The sequence below is a fragment of the Natronorubrum halophilum genome (assembly GCF_003670115.1).
Lineage (GTDB): Archaea > Halobacteriota > Halobacteria > Halobacteriales > Natrialbaceae > Natronorubrum > Natronorubrum halophilum.
Window position 1 is genome coordinate 74,357 of sequence record NZ_QQTY01000007.1, and the last position, 17,208, is coordinate 91,564.

The 17,208-nt window shown below is 64.7% G+C and carries 16 protein-coding genes and 1 pseudogene; 6 read left to right on the plus strand and 11 right to left on the minus strand.

Annotated features, from left to right (window positions below):
- Positions 1-361: 361 nt before the first annotated feature.
- On the plus strand, positions 362-1,507 hold the full coding sequence (locus tag DWB23_RS22335; protein ID WP_121744983.1) for a tyrosine-type recombinase/integrase: 1,146 nt from the start codon (positions 362-364) through the stop codon (positions 1,505-1,507).
- Positions 1,508-1,592: 85 nt separating this feature from the next.
- On the opposite strand, the gene DWB23_RS22340 is transcribed toward DWB23_RS22335, so the two are convergent.
- Genes DWB23_RS22340 through DWB23_RS22380 form a run of 9 tightly spaced genes read right to left on the minus strand, consistent with a single transcriptional unit; the run spans position 1,593 to position 10,063 of the window.
- Complete coding sequence (locus DWB23_RS22340; protein ID WP_121744984.1) at positions 1,593-3,452, minus strand: Na(+)/H(+) antiporter subunit D; 1,860 nt, start codon at positions 3,450-3,452, stop codon at positions 1,593-1,595.
- Entirely contained in the window at positions 3,449-5,362 is a 1,914-nt protein-coding gene (locus tag DWB23_RS22345; RefSeq protein ID WP_121744985.1) for a proton-conducting transporter transmembrane domain-containing protein, read from the minus strand. The genes DWB23_RS22340 and DWB23_RS22345 overlap by 4 nt, the downstream gene beginning before the upstream one ends.
- Complete coding sequence (locus DWB23_RS22350) at positions 5,362-6,978, minus strand: proton-conducting transporter transmembrane domain-containing protein (RefSeq protein WP_121744986.1); 1,617 nt, start codon at positions 6,976-6,978, stop codon at positions 5,362-5,364. Before DWB23_RS22350 ends, DWB23_RS22345 begins: the two co-directional genes overlap by 1 nt.
- Positions 6,971-7,330, minus strand: coding sequence for a cation:proton antiporter subunit C (locus DWB23_RS22355; protein WP_121744987.1), 360 nt, complete (start codon positions 7,328-7,330; stop codon positions 6,971-6,973). The genes DWB23_RS22350 and DWB23_RS22355 overlap by 8 nt, the downstream gene beginning before the upstream one ends.
- Positions 7,323-7,856, minus strand: coding sequence for an MnhB domain-containing protein (locus tag DWB23_RS22360; RefSeq protein ID WP_121744988.1), 534 nt, complete (start codon positions 7,854-7,856; stop codon positions 7,323-7,325). Before DWB23_RS22360 ends, DWB23_RS22355 begins: the two co-directional genes overlap by 8 nt.
- Positions 7,856-8,395: a DUF4040 domain-containing protein gene (locus tag DWB23_RS22365; protein ID WP_121744989.1), complete on the minus strand. Its 540-nt coding sequence runs from the start codon at positions 8,393-8,395 to the stop codon at positions 7,856-7,858. The genes DWB23_RS22360 and DWB23_RS22365 overlap by 1 nt, the downstream gene beginning before the upstream one ends.
- The gene (gene mnhG, locus DWB23_RS22370; RefSeq protein WP_121744990.1) at positions 8,392-8,754 is read right to left on the minus strand and encodes a monovalent cation/H(+) antiporter subunit G; all 363 of its coding nucleotides are present in this window, start codon (positions 8,752-8,754) and stop codon (positions 8,392-8,394) included. The genes DWB23_RS22365 and mnhG overlap by 4 nt, the downstream gene beginning before the upstream one ends.
- Positions 8,751-9,032, minus strand: coding sequence for a cation:proton antiporter (locus DWB23_RS22375; protein WP_121744991.1), 282 nt, complete (start codon positions 9,030-9,032; stop codon positions 8,751-8,753). Before DWB23_RS22375 ends, mnhG begins: the two co-directional genes overlap by 4 nt.
- A complete protein-coding gene (locus DWB23_RS22380) occupies positions 9,029-10,063 on the minus strand; it encodes a monovalent cation/H+ antiporter subunit E (RefSeq protein ID WP_121744992.1) in 1,035 nt (344 codons plus the stop codon). The genes DWB23_RS22375 and DWB23_RS22380 overlap by 4 nt, the downstream gene beginning before the upstream one ends.
- Positions 10,064-10,416: 353 nt before the next feature.
- Between DWB23_RS22380 and DWB23_RS22385 the strand changes: the two genes are divergently transcribed.
- The 5 genes from DWB23_RS22385 to DWB23_RS22405 all read left to right on the plus strand — a co-directional run bounded on the left by DWB23_RS22385 (position 10,417) and on the right by DWB23_RS22405 (position 15,418).
- On the plus strand, positions 10,417-11,187 hold the full coding sequence (locus tag DWB23_RS22385; protein ID WP_121744993.1) for an ABC transporter ATP-binding protein: 771 nt from the start codon (positions 10,417-10,419) through the stop codon (positions 11,185-11,187).
- Entirely contained in the window at positions 11,184-12,791 is a 1,608-nt protein-coding gene (locus DWB23_RS22390; protein WP_121744994.1) for a hypothetical protein, read from the plus strand. Before DWB23_RS22385 ends, DWB23_RS22390 begins: the two co-directional genes overlap by 4 nt.
- Positions 12,792-12,928: 137 nt before the next feature.
- Positions 12,929-13,501, plus strand: a complete 573-nt coding sequence (locus tag DWB23_RS22395; protein ID WP_121744995.1) for a magnesium transporter — start codon at positions 12,929-12,931, stop codon at positions 13,499-13,501.
- 140 nt (positions 13,502-13,641) lie between these two features.
- Positions 13,642-14,169, plus strand: a complete 528-nt coding sequence (locus DWB23_RS22400) for a magnesium transporter (protein ID WP_238717562.1) — start codon at positions 13,642-13,644, stop codon at positions 14,167-14,169.
- 178 nt (positions 14,170-14,347) lie between these two features.
- A complete protein-coding gene (locus DWB23_RS22405) occupies positions 14,348-15,418 on the plus strand; it encodes a quinone-dependent dihydroorotate dehydrogenase (RefSeq protein ID WP_121744997.1) in 1,071 nt (356 codons plus the stop codon).
- Positions 15,419-15,453: 35 nt separating this feature from the next.
- Here the strand turns inward: DWB23_RS22405 and DWB23_RS22410 are convergent.
- Both DWB23_RS22410 and DWB23_RS22415 read right to left on the minus strand, forming a co-directional pair.
- Positions 15,454-15,687: pseudogene (locus tag DWB23_RS22410) on the minus strand (hypothetical protein); the annotation flags it as partial.
- A 264-nt stretch (positions 15,688-15,951) separates the two neighbouring features.
- Positions 15,952-17,160 (minus strand): NosD domain-containing protein, encoded by a 1,209-nt coding sequence (locus DWB23_RS22415; RefSeq protein ID WP_121744998.1) that lies wholly within the window; start codon positions 17,158-17,160, stop codon positions 15,952-15,954.
- Positions 17,161-17,208 lie beyond the last annotated feature (48 nt).

The following is a 17,208-nucleotide window of genomic DNA, read 5'->3' on the forward strand; positions in this document are numbered from 1 at the left end:
GATCGTTTAGAATGGTCGATTTCAGACCCTCGAGTGCTGTACCGCAGTAATAGAGGAAAATCCCCACATTGATAAATCGCATATCGGTATACGAAATCGGGGCGGTCCTCGAGACCGTCAGAATCGACGAACGCGTTTTGGCGACCGGTTTTTCGACGGTTTCTTTCCGGAATCGAAATACCGAAACACAGATTTAGGGTGGTAGAGCAGTACCGTACGAGTAGATGATTCGCGGCGTCGACCACACCGACCGTTCTCGTCGTTCCATCGCCGACCGCGAGTGGACAGCGCGCATCAGAATTGGAGCGGGACAACGAGCCCGTGGCGTCAATCTGAATCCGATTGACACGGTGATCGAGCCGTGACCGAATCCGACACGGATGTCGCCGTTGTCGACGCCGTCGACGCCTATCTTCAGCGGAAAGCTGTCGGCGATCCCGACGGGGCGGGAGCGGGCACCTACGCATCGAACGCCGAGTCGATCCTCCGGCGCTGGGCCGACTGGCTCGAGCGCGAACACGGGATCAGTTCGCTGTTTTCGCTTCGCGTCGAGCACATGCGCGCCTACGCCACCGAACTACGAGCACGGTCCGACCGCGGCGAGTACACGGCCTCGACCGCTGGGACGTACTACGCGGTTGTCCGAGCGTTTTGCTCGTGGTGCGTCCGCGGCGGCATTCTCGAGTCGAACCCGGCCGCGACCGACGAAGCCGAATCGGCGCTTCCGGCCGCCGAGAAACGCCCCGAAAGCGAGTTCTGGACGGCGACCCAGCGGCGACGCCTCGAGACGGCCGTTCGCGAGCATGCACTCGAAGCCGCGACCGACCTTCGCGACCGCGACGAACGGTGTAATCGCCTGCGGGAGTACGCCATGGTCGCGTTGCTCGCCCACTCGAGCGTTCGGGGCTCCGAACTGTTTCGGGTCCCTGACGACGAGCGACGGGCGGGAGCGACGTGGGAGGACGTCGACTTTTACACGGGAACGATCCGCGTCCTGGGGAAATCCCAGCGCCTCGAGGACGTACCGCTTCCGGCCCCGGCCCGGACGCCGCTGCGACGCTACCGGGTCGTTCTCGATCCGCCGTCGAACGACTGGCCGCTGTTTCCGACGCGACACGCCCCCTCGATCGCACGCCGCGTAAAGACCGTGCTGGCGGATCGCGGTCACACTGATAGGGAGATCGACGCGCTGTTCGCGGATGCGACGGCGAGCCAACTCGCCCGCGAACGATCGATCGCCCCGCCGACGATCACCACCGAAGGGGCCCGGTCGGTACTGAAACGACTCTGTAAGGAAGCGGACATCGACGTCGACGGCGACTACCTGACGCCGCGTGGCGTCCGCGGTGACCACGACGAGACGGATCGCTACCGGCGCGAAGCGACGGCCTCGAAACCGGTACTCCGCGCATCGGTGCTCGAGCAGGCGCTCGCGGTTCGAGAACCCCATCCGTCGATTATCGACGTCGGCTCGAGCGGATCCGACGACGGGTCGGAGGACGGCTGAGGCTGTCTCGGTTCTTGTCGGCGGTAGCTATCGCGACCTCACTCGAGTGCTAGCGAAAGGGAGCGAAAGAACGAGCCGAGCCCGCTCAGTTGATGAGCACCCAGAGGACGATCGTTAGCAGGATCGTCAACAGGAGGACGCTGGTGCCGATCCCCGTTCTGAGGTGGATCGTCGACGGACGACCGCCGTCCGCGGGACGGCGTTCCTCGACTTCGACCAGCGGAAGTCGGCGGGCGGCGGCGTCGACGGCCAGCACGGGGTTGTTACCGATCCAGTAGCAGCCTTTGACGAAGCCGACGGCGGCGGCGTCGACGGCGGCGAAGATCCCGGTGACCGCCAGCATCGACCAGCGGCCGAGATAGTAGCCCGCCGGGAAGACGATCGTCGCCGGATCGGAGAGGTCGAGCTTCGAGAGGGGTTTGCGGACGACGACGAAGGTAACGAGCCCGATCGCCGTCAGGATCCCCGCGGTCTCGAGGTGGCTCGTACTGTAGGGATGCAGTTCGCTCTCGCCGCCGGGATAGGTGAATCCGAAATGGCCTCCTTGGGCGTCAATGGTCGGCGCGAGGTCGGCCAATCCCTGCCACCAGACGCCGAAGAGGAGACAGGCTCCGCCGAGTCCGAGCATGGCGACCAGCTGACCGGGCCTGGCGTCGGGGACCGAGATGTCGCTCTCGCCGTGGAAGAAGACGTAATAGCCGAGTTTGATGAACGAGAGGAGCGTCCCGATCGCGCCGAGCCAGAGGAGGTAGTACAGCGCCTCGAACTCCGCGACGCCGTAGTAGTGGGGGTCCGGATTAGCCGCGTCGAAGAGCATTCCCTTGCTGACGTACCCGTTGAAGCCCGGAATCGCGGTGATCGAGAGCGCGCCGAGACCGAAGGCGATGGCGGTCAAGGGCATCTCGCGCCAGAGTCCGCCCAGCTTGTAGAGGTCGTTCTCGCCCGTTCGGAAGATGACGACGCCGACGGCCATGAACAACAGGCTCTTGAACAGGATATTATTGAACAGATGGGTCACCGCACCTGCGACGGCAATTTCGCTGGTCACCGTCCAGGCGCCCATCCCGATTCCGGCGACGATGTAGCCCAGTTGGGCCTGGATGTGGTAGGAGAGCAACGCCCGCATGTCGTGTTGCAGCAGGGCGAACGTCGCCCCGTAGACGGCCATCACGCCGCCCATGTACGCAATGTAAATTCCCAGATCGCTCTGAGCCTCGATGGGGAACGCCCGGTAGAGGACGAACGCGCTCGTCTTCGTCGTGTAGACCGAGAGGAACACCGACGCCACGAAGTGCGGTCGGGGGTAGGTGTCGGGCAGCCAGGTGTGGAGACCGATGAAGCCGACGTTGACGCCCATTCCCAGCACGGCGAGGGCGGCCGGGAGCCCGGCACCGATTCCGGTCCCGTCGTAGACGAACGTGCCGGCCTGAACGTAGTGAGCGACGACGGCCAGCAACACGATCACGCCGCCGGTGCCGTGGAAAAGCGCGTAGCGGAAGCCGGCCCGAACGGCGTCGCCACCGTAGTGCCAGACGACCAGCGTGCTCGTCACCGCCATCAGCTCCCACATGAACACGAGCACGAGCCAGTCGCCCGCGAAGGCCGCCCCCAGCGAGGAGGCGACGTACGCCAGCGCGATCGCGACCAGTTCGCGACTCGCCCCGCTCGAGTACGCGTAGATGACCGTACAGACCCCGAGGAAGCCGAGGCCGATGCCGATCAGCTGCGAGAAGCCGTCGACGTAGAACGGGACGACGTCGAATCCGAGGAAGGTTCCGGCGAGGTAGCTGCCCTCGGGGGCGACAAGCGAGATCGCCAGGACGGCCGCGAGGCTGAGCGCCCCCGCGGCGAAGCCGACGATCCGGGGCAGGACGAGCACGAGCAGCGCCGCCGCGAAGACCAGAAGCGGCGGGTAGGCCATCGTCAGGAGTTCAGCGTCGATCATTCGTCGACCACCTCCAGGGCCTCCTCGAGCGAGAGCCCCTGTAGTTGATCGAACGAGTCGACCCCGAAGACGCCTTCGACGATGGTCGTCGCCAGATCGAGGAAGACGGCGTAGTCGGGGACGATACCGAGGACGACCGCACCCGTGACGATGATGGTGATCGGCACCAGCATGAGCCAGGTGCTCTCGTCGAACGGGGAGTGCCGCTGCCAGCCACCCGTCGGCGGACCACCGGTGAGGTGGTCGTCGTGATCGCCGTGGTGGTCGACGGCTCTGACGGAATCGCCGGTGTCGCTACGTCCGGGCTCGACGCCGTCTGGAACCGTGTGATCGCTCGGATACCTATCGACCGCGTACTCGTGGTCGTCGGACCCGTTATCCGTCGACCCGCCGTCGGGTCGCTCACCACCATCGGCGGCGACGGATTCTCCACTCGTGACGCCGTAGGACTCGAGGATCCCGCCCCGCGGGAACTCGAGGACCGGTTTGGCGTCGTGGCGGTCCTCGCTCTCGAAGAAGGCGGTGTAGACGACCGGCCAGAAGTACGCGATGTTGAGCACGCCCGAGAGGAGGAGCACGGCGGCGAACAGCCAGTACTCGCCGCCGACGTAGCCGGAGCCGATCAGCATGTAGAACTTGCTGACGAAGCCGGCGACCGGTGGCAGTCCGGCCATTCCGGCCGCACCGACGGTAAAGGCGGCCATGGTTAACGGCATCCGTTTCCCGATGCCGGCCATGTCGCTGATGTAGTCGGTGTGGGTCTCGACGTGGATCGAGCCCGCACAGAAGAACAGGGTGAGTTTCGCGAACGCGTGTGCGGGAATGTGAAAGAGGGCACCGATTATCGCGTAGGGATGGAGTATCGACAGCCCGAGCACGATGTAGGACAGCTGTGCGGTCGTCGAGTACGCGAGCCGCCGCTTGAGGTGGTCTTTTCGCATCGCGATGATGCTCGCGGCGGTGAGCGTGAACGCGGCGACGACGGCGACCGGAATATTGAGCCCGACCTCGCCGATCCCCGGGACCTCGAGCGGCAAGTCGTGAATCAGACCGGGGCCGTAGACGTCGAGGATGACGCGTGCGACGCCGAAGGCACCGGACTTGACGACCGCGACCGCGTGCAACAGCCCGGAGACCGGCGTCGGCGCGACCATCGCGTCGGCCAGCCAGGAGTGAACCGGCATCAGAGCCGCCTTGACGCCGAAGCCGGCGATGAGCAGGAAGAAGGCCGCCTGCGCGTAGACCGGTTCCGCCTGGGCTGCCGTCGCGAGCGCCTCTATGCCACCCGACTCGAACGCCATCGTCGGATTCCCACCGTTGACGGTGGCGGTGAGCCAGTAGATCAGGACGGTGCCCGCGAGCAGGAGGACTCCGCCGCCGAAGAAGGTGTAGGCGAGGTACTTCCGGCCGGCGATGCGCGCCTCGCTATCCTCGTTGTGTGCGACCAGCGGATAGGTGACCAGCGACAGCAACTCGTAGAAGATGAAGATGGTCACCAGGTTCGCGGCGAAGGCGATCCCGACCGCAGTCGAGAGGCTGGCCGCGAACGAGGCGAAAAATCGGGTCTGGTTGTGCTCGTCGAGTCCGCGCATGTAGCCGATCGCGTAAAACGACGTGAAGATCCAGAGGAAGCTCGCGAGCAGCGCGAAAAAGATACCCAGCGGGTCCGCGCGCAGGGCGAAGTCGATCCCCATGAGGAACTCGACGCCGAGGGAGTCGCTCAGGCTCCACGTGTAGACGGTCCCGGACAGCACCGCGGGGAGCATACTGACGACGATGCCGAACTTGGCGAGGGCGGCCAGAACGGACCACCCGTCCCGCACGTTCGGACGGCGGCGCGACGCGACGATCAGAACGATCGCGAGCGCCGAGACCAACACGGCGACCAGCGGACGGACGCTCTCGACCATCAGCCGAGCACCTCCGTGAGGAACGGCTCGAGCAACTCGGCGAACGCACCGCCCGCGAAGCCGAGTACGACCACGACGACGGTGACGACGACGACTATCGCAACCATTCCGAACGAAACGTCGTCAGGGGATCCCCTTCCGACGCGATTTCGAGCGGGAGAGCCCGACGGATCACCGTTGCGCTCGAGGGCACCCTCGAGCGCCGTGTCGTCGGCGACGCCGTCCGGGACATCGTCGCCGCCGTCGGCGACGATCGCTCCCGACCGGTGGGGCGACTCGAGCGACGATGCGGGCGTGAAGTACATTTTCTCGAGCAGGCGGGCGACGTAGGCGAGTGTAAGCATGGTACTGAGGAAGATCACGGCTGCAACGGGCCACAGCTGGGATTGGACGGCACCGAGGGCGATGTACCACTTGCCGACGAAGCCGACGCTGGGCGGGACGCCGACCAGCGAGATGAGCAGGACGGCCATCGCCCCCGCGAGAACGGGACGGTTGTCGGCGAGGCCGGCGTACTCGTCGACGGTACGAGCGCCGTAGCTGATGGCGATAGCGCCGACCGCGAGGAAGAGGCCGACCTTCATCAGTCCGTGACCGATCAGGTGGACCGTCGCGCCGACCAGGGCGGTCTCCGTCGCGTCGTGGATGACGATACCGTAGGCGGCGATGACCAGCCCGAACTGCGAGACCGACGAGTACGCGAGCATGCGCTTTACGTCCCGCTGGATGACCGCGAGGGTCGTTCCCGCGAGAACGCTCACGCAGCCGACGGCGACGACGATTTCCGCGGCGTAGGGCATCGAGACGAGGTAGTCGACGCCGAAGACGGAAACCAGCAGACGGCCGAAGGCGTAGGCGGAGGCCGTCGACACCAGCGCCGCGATCAACGGCGTCGCGCCGTCGGGGGCCTGCTGGTAGGCGTCGGGCTGCCAGGTGTGCAACGGCCACTGGGCGACCTTGACCGCAAAGCCGATGAAGATGAACGCGAAGGCGGCCCGAACCAGCGTGGGGCGTTCGGCCGCCGGAATCGCGTCCGCGAGTGCGACCATGTTGAGCGTCCCGGTCGCCATGAAGAGGAACCCGACGCCGATCAGGTACATCGAGGCGGCGACGGTTCCCAAAATGAGATACTTCAACCCGGCGACCGCCGACTCCGGGCCGTCACCGCTCGCGACGAGCGCGTAGGTGGCGAGGCTCGTGATCTCGAGGAAGACGAACAGGTTGAAGACGTCGCCGGTCAGCGAGATGCCGAGCAGGCCGCCGACGAGCAGCAGGTAGGCGGTGTAGAAGGTGTTCCCGCGCGGCCCTCCCCGCCGCGTGTACGCGAGAACGCCGGCGGCGACGGCCGCCACGAGCACGACGACGAGCATAGAGAACTGATCGGCGACGAGTTCGATACCGTACCGGCTGTCGTAGTTGCCGAGGGCGTGAACGACCTGCCCGTCGGTGTAGACGACGCTCGCGAGGTAGACGGCTGCGGCGAACAGGCCGGTCATCGTGATCGCGGCGACCGACCAGCCGGTTCGGTCGTATCGCAGTCCGAGAGCGATCGGGAGCACGGCTGCGAGGATGGGCGCAACGACGAGCAAGACGGGAATCAGGTCGGCGCTACTCATCGGCACGCACCTCCCTGAGGGTGTCCTCCCGGAGCGTCCCGTACTCCGAATAGATGCGGATGATCAGCGAGAGGCCGACCGCCGTCATCGCGATGCCGACGACGATGGCGGTCAACACGATGACCTGGGGCAGCGGACTCGCGACCTCGCTCCCCTCGTTGGGGACGATCGGCGCGGCACCGCCGTCGACGTAGGCCATCGCGATGAAGAACAGAAAGATGGCCGTCTGAAAGAGGTTGACGCCGATCAGCTTCTTGACGAGGTTCTCGTTGGCGATGATCATGTACATTCCGATGCCGAGCAGGACGAACAACAACAGGTAGGCGTAGCGGTTCGCGAGCAGTTCAATCACCGTCGTTCACCTCCCGTTCGGCGGCATCGGACGCGCGTTCGCTCGTCGCCTCGAGCGCCTCGGCACGGCCGCCGCGGCGCTCGGGCGTGAATCCCGCCGCCATCGCGAAGAAGAGGGTGATGACGACCCCGGAGACGATCAGCGCGATGCCGCCGATCTCGATGGCCTCCATTCCCCACTTGCCCTTGATACCGAGGGCCGGGTAGATCCGATCGTACTCGAGGAATGCACCGCCCAGCAGGATCGTCCCGAGGCCGATCCCGGCGAAGATGGCGACGCCGCCGGTGACGAGGCCGACGAGGAACGAGTTGCGCAGCCACTGGCGGGTCGGATCGATCCCGAAGGCGAACGCGATCATGAGGACGGTGACGCCGACGATGGCGCCGCCCTGAAAGCTCCCGCCGGGGGTGTCGGCCCCGTGGAGGACCATGAATAGTCCGTACGTGAGCGTGAACGGGGCGATGACCTTCACGGTGGTCATGATGACCTGGCTTTCGGTGTAGGTATCGTCGAACGAGTCGGGCATTAGACGAACACCTCGCGTTTCAACACGAGCAACGTCGAGACGCCGGCGGCGAAGACGACGACCGCCTCGCCGAAGGTATCGAACCCACGGTAGGCCGCGAGAACAGCGGTTACGGCGTTGTGAACGCCGGTATCCTCGTAGGCGTTCTCGATGTAGTACTGCGTGACGTCCGGGTTCGACCAGACGGGCGCGGACGGATCGCCGACCGCGTACATCTCGGGGAGGACCGCCGTGCAGAGAACGACGACGAGCGCACCGACGACGGCGACCGCAGGCGCGTCGATCCGCTCGAGCAGCTGATCGGTCGCCGGGCGGGCCGTCCGCGCGATCGTGAGCAACAGCAGAATCGTCGTCACGCCCGCACCGATCGCGGCCTCGGTCATCGCCACGTCGGGAGCGAGCAAGAACGTGTAGAGGATCGCCATCCCGAGGCTGTAGGCACCGAAGACGATGATCGTCGACAGCACGTCGCGAAACAGCGCCGTCGCGACCGCGGTCGCGAGGATGAAGACGGCGAGAACGTACGCGAACGCACTCACCGGCGCTCACCTCCGTCGGTCTCCGCGTCCCCAGCGGCCGCGTCGCCGGGCTCTTCCTCGAGCAGCGGCTCGACACCCGTCTCGGCGGCCGAACGAGCGATCGCGTGGGCCGCGGTCGGGTTCGTGATGAACACGAAAAACAGCAGGAGGACGGTGTACACCGTCGCGTGCTGCCAGCCCAGCGCGAGCGCGACGCCGGCGAGGGCGAAGCCCGCGCCGAGCGTGTCCGTCTGGGACGCCGTATGCGCCCGCGTGTAGATATCCGGCAAGCGAATGACGCCCACCGCCGAAACGAGCGTAAAGAGCACGCCCAACCCGACGAGCACGATAGCCGCCCAGAAGCGGATCGTCTCGATCACAGGACACCACCTCGCTCGACGGTGAACTTCGAGATGGCGATCGCCATCAGGAAGTTCAACAGCGCGTAGATCAGGGCCACGTCGAGAAACCACGGTTCGTCGAGCGCCACCGTCAGCAAGGCGAGAATAACGACCGTGTTCGTCCCGAGGACGTTCACCGCCAGTAGCCGGTCCTGGGTCGTCGGTCCCACGACCGCACGATAGAACATCACGATCGCGAGGCCGACGAACAGCGTCGCCGCTGTGAGAAAGACGTCCGACAGCGCCACCGGCGTCACAGTTCGTCACCCCCCACGATCTCGGCGTCGTCGCGCTCTCGAGGCGAGGCGATGGCGGCCGACTCGCGGCCGTAGAAGACGAACCGGATGGCTCGCTCGAGACCCCCGTCGAAGAGGTCCTCGCGCGCCGACGGGATCAGCGTGTGGACGAGCAACTGCTGGTCGTTGGCCCGAACCGTCAACGTCCCCGGCGTGAGCGTGATGCTGTTGGCCAGCGCGAGCAACGGGATGCCGCTACGGACCCGCGTGTTGACCCGCGTCAGCGACGGTTTGATCGGCATGGACGGTCGCAAGATGACGGCCGACACCGCGAGATTAGCCTTGACGATTTCCCAGAGCAGGTACGGGATGTAGCAGACGAAGCGAACGGTCCGGAGCGGTGACTGCACTCGATCCAGCGGGATCGTAAACGTGACGTGAGCGAGCGACACCGAGACGATACCGGCGACCGCCGCACCGGTCGCGAGATCGAACCAGTAGGTCGGATCGCCGAGGACGAGAAAGAAGCCGTAGGAGATACAGAACATCGCGAACAGTCGATCGAAGCTCTCGGTGTGGGAGCGAAGTCGCTGGTGGCGGGCCGGCCGGTCGACCGGCGCCTCGTCGTAGGCGACTCCGACGCGCTCGAGTTCGCGCTCCAGAGGCTGGAGCATCGGGGCGGTGACGCCCGGACTGTACTCCGGATCGAGCACGACGCGGTCGATCGCGTGGTCGTCGACGTAGGTCCGAAAGATCTCGGCGTAATCCCGGGGACCGAAGAGATACTCGTCAGCACCGAGGATGGTAGTCTCGATCGTCACGTCGGCCGCCCCCATATCCTCCTCGACCCAGTTTTCCGCCCGCGTGAGCAACGCCTCCGCCTCGTCGTACTGGCGCTGCCCCTCGGGCATATCCCCGTCGTACGGGAGCGCAACCACCAGGTGGCACTCGAGCGAGTCGCCGCTCTCGAGGCCGGAGCGGGCCGCGTAGCCGACCGTCTGCCGAACGGTAACCGTGTCAGACAGCGGTACGAGTACTCGTTCAGCCGCCACGGCACGTCCCTCCTGGGGACCGTCGTTGGATATTCATGACACTGGTTGGTAGTCGAGTCAAGCGTTACCTGTAGGAAAACGATTTCGTTATCCGCCAGACTGATCGTCGATTCGGCAACCGGTCTCGAGGTGATCGCGACGATTCCGGTCGGCTCTCGTCACACCGGAATTCCAGCGCGACGCTTCGGCGGAACGGCCGATCGCAACGGTACAGATCACGTTTCAGTACGGTGGGCGGTCCTCACCGAGAGACACTCGAGTCCGCTGTTCGGACCCGCTGTGTACGGTACCTTCGGAATCGTCAAAACTCAAGTATTGAATAGTCTCCAATCAAAAAGATACGACACAATACGATGTCCTCCACTCCACTCGCGATCGAGGCGAAGGGTCTGACGAAGCGGTTCGGTACCACGACCGCCGTCAACGGCGTCGATCTCGCCGTCGAACGCGGGACGGTCTACGGCTTCCTCGGCCCGAACGGCGCGGGGAAGACGACGACGATGCGGATGCTGACGACGCTCACCAGGCCGACGTCGGGCGACGCGAGGATCATGGGACGGTCCGTGAGCGATCGAGACGCCGTCCGCTCCTCGATCGGATATCTCCCCGAAGAGCCACCGCTCTTCGACGAACTCACCGGTCGCGAGCAACTCGAGTACTTCGCGCGGCTCCGCGACATCCCCGCCGAGGAGGCGAGTCGGCGGATCGACGTGTGGCTCGAGCGCTTCGGGCTGGAGTCCGACGCGAACAAGCGGGTCGACGACTACTCGAAGGGAATGCGCCAGAAGGTCGGCCTCATTCAGGCGCTGTTGCACGAACCCGACGTCGTCTTTCTCGACGAGCCCACGAGCGGACTCGACCCGCGGGCTGCGCGGACGGTCATGGACGCCATCGCGGAGTTAGCCGCCGAAGGACATACGATCTTTCTGTCGACGCACATCCTGCCCGTCGTCGAGGAGCTCGCCGACGTCGTCGGCGTGCTGTACAACGGCCGGATCGTCACCGAAGGCGCGCCGGACGAGCTGACCAGGCAGGTCGAGAGCGGAGCCGAGGCCGGCTCGACGCTCGAGGACGTCTTCCTCACCGTTACGACCGACCACGCCGCGCCGACGGAGTGGCAATGAGCCAGTGGATCCACATCGCTACGATCGGCCGCGTCGAACTCCGGCGACGGTGGCGAGTGCTGGAGGAGAACACGGCCCAGCTGGTCGCGATCGCGTTGAGCGGCCTCCTCTTCGTTCCGTTCTCGCTGGCGGGGCTCGCCGGCCTCTACTTTTTCGGAGCGGGGATCGCCGCGGGCGACATCGAAACGCCGCTCGAGTGGGTCCGGATGGGGCTCATCTACCTGTGGCTGTTCACCGCGGGCTTTGGCGGCTTTCGCGCGTACTCGACGGCGCTTCGACCGGACCGTCTCGACGGCCTCCTGACGACCGTTTCCCACCGCGAGCTACTGGGCGGACTCATGTTCGCCGAATTCGTCCTATGGGGTGGGATCGCGGTTCTGGCGGGCAGCGCCGCAGCGCTCGCGTTCGCTGCGGGGGCAGGATCAGTGGTGCTCGCTCCGCTCGCGTTCCTCGCCGCCTGTACGGCGGTGATAACGGCACTGACGACGGGGTTCGTGGGAGCCCTGTTCGTCAGGAACACCGGCGTCCGATCAAAGCTGCTGACGCGACTCCGGACCGTCCTGTTCGTCGCGCTCGGAGTCGGGTACTTCTGGGTCCTCATCACGCAGAACTTCGCCAGCGTACTCGATCCGCTGTTCCGGGTACTCGAGCCGACGCCGATCGGCTGGTACGGCGATCTGGTCCTGCTCGGGACCGACGGCGAGGCGTCGATCGGTCGGGGGATCGGGGTTGCGCTCTCGAGTGCCGCGTTCATCGTCGCGAGCGGGGTTCTCCTCCCGCGACTCGCCGAGTGGCTCTGGTACGCAGACGGCGTCCACATCGAGCACGAGGCGGCGGCGACGTCGTCGGCGGGCGAGCCCCGGCTCTCGAGAGTTCTCCCGCAGCCGGTGGTCGGCGTCGTGGTCGCGGACTGGAAACGAGCCCGCCGATCGCCGGTTTCGCTGTCGTTCGTCCTCTACCCGCTTAGCGTGCTGGTGTTCCCGATCACGACGGTCGTACAGACCGGAACCGTGGGCAGTTCGTTCCCGCTGGTGATCGCCTTCTGTGGCGCGTGGATCACCGGATCGCTGTTTACGCTCAACGTCGTCGGCAACGAAGGGGCCGTTCTCCCGACGACGCTTCTGGGTGCAGTGCCCGGGCGAACGCTCGTCAGCGGCCACGCCGTCGCCGGGACGCTTCTCGTGGCCCCGGTGACCGTCGTCGCGACCGTCGTCCTCGGTCTCTCGAGTCCCCACGCGGTGACCGCCGTCGGGACGCTGGCGCTGAGCGCGCTCGTCCTGTCGCTCTGTGCCGGACCGATCGCGACCGGGATCGGGGCGGCGTTCCCCCGGTTCGAGGCCGTCAGCGTCTCCCGAAGTCGAAAGGCGATCGTCCCGAGCCTGCTCGCGTTCACGGTCTACTCCGTGGTGCTCGGCGTCGTCGCCCTCCCCGCACTGCTCGGGCACAGTTCGTTCGTCGCCGATGCGTTCGCGTCGCTGCTCGGAACCTCGACGGTCGTAATCGGGCTCGCCGGGGTGGCGGTAACGGCCCTCATCGCGGGCCTTCTCGGCGTGCTCTCGGCGTACTACGCGATACGGTCCGTCGAATCGTTTCACCTCGAGTGACGTCGAAGACGAGTATCGCCTCCGCGAACCCGTAGCAGTTCCGCCGATGGGGGTTAAATCGAGAGAAAACTGTAAGAGAAAATTCGATCGACGTCTTGTCGATTGGTTTTTTGAGAGACACCGAGAATGGCACCGATATGTATGAACGGGAATCCGCCTGGGACGTCTATCGGCAAGCGCTTCCGGTGATCATCGTCAGTCTCGTCGCCGGTCTGTTTGCCGGTACGATACTGGGAAGCGAAGCGATGCGCGATGGCATCGAAAGCGTCCCCGGCATCCTCATTCTCTTGCCCGCGTTCCTGGCGACCCGGGGCGGCGTCTACGGCTCGCTCGGGGCACGACTCTCGAGCGGACTTCACCAGGGGATCATCGAACCGCGATTTACTCTCGATCGACGCCTCTTCAACGCCGTCATCGCATCGTTCATCAACGGAATGGTCGTCTCCGTGTTCATTGCGATCGTCGCCTTCCTCGTTCTCTGGATCGGCGCTGGAGGTGGAAACCTGCTCCAACTGATCGGCATTATGGTCGTTTCGGGCCTACTGTCGGCAATTCTCATGCTCTCCGCCCTCGTCACAGTCGTCTTCGTCGGCTATCGGCGGGGGCTCGATCCGGACAATATCGTCGGGCCGCTCGTCACGACGCTCGGCGACGTGTTCGGCGTCGCCTTCTTGCTCGTCGCGATCTATCTGGTGGGGTTGGTCCTATGAGCGACGACTACGCGGGCGACGACCTGACCGGTCTGAGTGACTCGCTGGGCGATCTCTACGACGAGTTGGGCGGGGCGGGCGACTCCGCCGGCGATCGACTCGGTTCGGACACCCTCGAGGAGGACTGGCAGATCAGATCGATGGTGATGACGATGGTCCCGCTTTTGGCCGCGCTTTCTATCCTGCAGATGGTATCGGGATCCGTTCTCGAAGCGTTCGAGCAGGTCCTGCTGACGAATCCGGCCCTTCTCATCTTGGTCCCGGTACAGATCGGGACGGCCGGCAATCTCGGATCGATTATGTGTTCTCGGCTTTCGACGCAGCTGCATCTCGGCACGTTCGAGCTCGCGCTCGACAACCCGGAAGTCCGATCGAACTCCGGTGCGGTGCTCGGACTCGGAATCACCGTCTTCGCGCTGGTCGGAATCGCCGCGTGGGCTATCGGACGGGCGCTCGGCGGCACGCTCAGCCTAGTGGAAGTGCTGACGATCTCGCTGGTTAGCGGGACGCTCCTGGCCGTGTTCGTCATCGTCGTTAGTCTGGTGGCCGTCTCGACGTCCTATCGGCTGGGCTACAATCCGGACGATACGACGATCCCGGTCGTGACGAACGTGTGCGATATCACCGGCGTGCTCATCCTCTTTGCCGTCATCAGCGTCGTCCTCTGACCGGTTCGCTCGAGCACTAACTGTCACAACGACGATCGTCCCCGAAAGTACGGTAGCGGAGGCGACGCTCGAGGAACTCGAAGAGCGAACCGGAACGTCGATCATGGCGATCCGCCGAAACGCCCGATCGATCACGGCTTCGAGACGTTTACTTGGAAGCCGTCCTCATCCCTAGAAAATGACGCTGTACTCTCGGATACGCCCCCTCGCGTTCACACTCCCCGCCGAGACGGCCCACGATCTCGGGAAGCGGACGCTCCGGGCGGCCCAGTCGACGTGGCCGACGCGAACGGCGCTTTCGTCCGGCTATCAGTACGAGCATCCGGCGCTCGAGGTCGACCTGTTCGATTCGACGTTTCCGAACCCGGTGGGCGTTGCGGCCGGCTTCGACAAGAACGCCGAAGTGACTCACGCGCTCGAGGCGCTCGGGTTCGGCTTCGTGGAGATCGGAACCGTGACCCCCTATCCGCAGTCGGGAAACGATCGGCCTCGGCTGTTCCGCCTGCTGGAAGACGAGGCGATGGTCAACCGGATGGGATTCAACGGCCAGGGGATGGAACGGGTCAAAGCGCGTCTCGAGGCCGACGGCACGCCCGGTTTCCCGCTCGGCGTGAACGTCGGGAAGATGAACTCCTCGAGCGAGGGAGAGGCGATCGAGGACTACCGCCGCGTCTTCGATCGGCTCTCGCCGTTCGCCGACTACGTCGTGGTGAACGTGTCCTGTCCGAACACGCCGGAGGAGTTCGACGAGGGGTCACCGGACCACCTCCGCGCGATCTTCGAGACCCTCGAAGCCGAGAACGACGCGGACGTGCCGATTCTCGTCAAGATCGGCCCCGACGAACCCGACGACTCGATCCTTGACCTCGTCGACATCGTCCAGGAGTTCGATCTCGACGGCATCGTCGCGACGAACACCTCCACGAGCCGCGAGGACCTCGAGTCGCCAAATCGGGAGGAGTGGGGCGGCCTGAGCGGAAAACCCGTCGAGAGCCGATCGACCGAAGTCATTCGAACGATCGCCGAGCACACCGACGGCGAGTTGCCGATCGTCGGCGTCGGCGGCGTCGACTCGCCGGTCAGCGCCTACCGGAAGATCCGCGCCGGCGCGTCGCTCGTACAACTCTACACCGGTTTCGTCTACGAGGGACCCTCGACGGCGAAACGGATTAATAAGGGGCTGGTGACGCTGCTCGAGCGGGACGGGTTCTCGTCGGTCGAAGACACGGTGGGTGCGGACCTCGAATAAGCGGAGAGCGTATCCTCGCGATCAGTCGGCCGGTTCGGGTCGTCGATCACATCGTCGAGTCCGTGGTGCTCCGCTGGGCCGATGACTTCGTCGGTCTGTTCCTCGCGAATCTCCCAGGAGTGGGAGTCCTCCCGCTGGGATTCGACCATCGGTTCCGCCTCAGCGTCGATGACGGAGAGGAACACCGACCGCAACCGCTCGGTCTTGTTCGTCTCGGCCGTCCCGTCCGATTCGTCGCTCTTGTCCGCCGTGGCGTCTGTTTCGGTCATGGCGAGCGGTCCTCATCGAGGCCCGACGAACGGGCAGTGAATATAAATCGATCGCGACTTTCACGGACTGAGAATAATCACGGGAACCGACTGACCGAGGCTCAACGATCGTCGATGGAGAGACGACGGACGTCCGCCATCAGTCTCCCGGCCATTCGAACGGAAGACGATCATACCCGAGAGAGACGTAGATCCCGACGTTCCCGCGGCGGCGGTCGCGACGGCACATCGACGACTGTCGAGTCGAGGAACAGTTCGGGTCGATTACTCCGTTGTGTATTCGACGTCGTTGTTCGTTCCTTCGTCGACGAAGTAGGGGCACTCGTCGTCGGAGAGGAGGTTCCCCGTTCCCGTGGTATTGGACGACTCCTCGTCGAGGAACAGCTCCGCTTCGCCGTTACGGGTCGAGACGTTTTCGTTCAGCGCGTATTCGCTACCGCTAACCCGAATTCCGGCGAGGTCGTTCTCCGAAGTCGTGTTTTCCTCGATGCGACCGCGCTCGCCATCGAGATTGAGTCCATCAGCGGCGCTACCGGTAATTTCGTTCTCTCTGACCAGGTTCTCGGCTCCGGAAACGATGAAACCGTACCCTCGAGTGTCGCGTACCGCGTTCCGTTTGAACTCGTTGCCGGTGCCCGTCACGCTGATTCCGACCCACCCGGCGCCTGTGACGGTGTTCTCGAGAATCGCGTTGGTATTCGATTCCCGCAGCACGACGTTCTCGTGTTCGTTGTCGCGGAAGGTGTTTTCCTCGAGTCTGTTTCCGTGCGAGTTCCCGAGTTCGACACCGGTGAAATTGTTCGAAGCCGTATTTTTCTCGATCGTGTTCTGATTCGAATTCAGCAGTTCGAGCCCGCGGCTGAGGTCGTGGTCCCCGTTATTGCTCGTGTTTTTGGTAACCACGTTGTCGTCCGAATCGAACAGTGCGATTCCGCGCCACCCCGTACGATCCACGGTGCTTTCGGCGACCGTGATCGCGGTCGAATTCTCGAGATAGATACCGACGTTGTTTTCCCGCACCGTCGTTTCTCCGATAGACCCGTCCCGCACGTCGTCGAAATGAATTCCGGCCCCGAAGTTCGAGACCGTCACGTTCGTCACGGTGATATCGGAGAGGGGTTCTGAATCGGGAGCATCCGTACCGATACCGGCCGTGTCCGGGTCCGGACGGTCCGGGTCCGGAAGGGCGCGGTCACCGGTTCGAACGATCTCGTGTCCCCGTCCATCGAGCGTGACGTCGCTCGCCCGAATCGTGAGACAGGACTCGTCGTCGACCTCCAGATCGTCGCCGAGCACGTACTCCCCCGGTTCGGTGATCGTCGTCCGCTCCGTGATGACGGTCGGTTCGTCCGTTTCGTCGCTCTGCGCGCTGGCACCCGCGCCGAGCGCGACGAGGCCAGTCGTAGCGACCGCACCTCGGCGAAGAAGCGTTCGTCGGTTCAGGTTCGACTCCACAGCGTTCTCGTCTCGCATGGTCGTACCCTATCGAGAGGTTTGTATTCCTATGGACCACTTATTCGT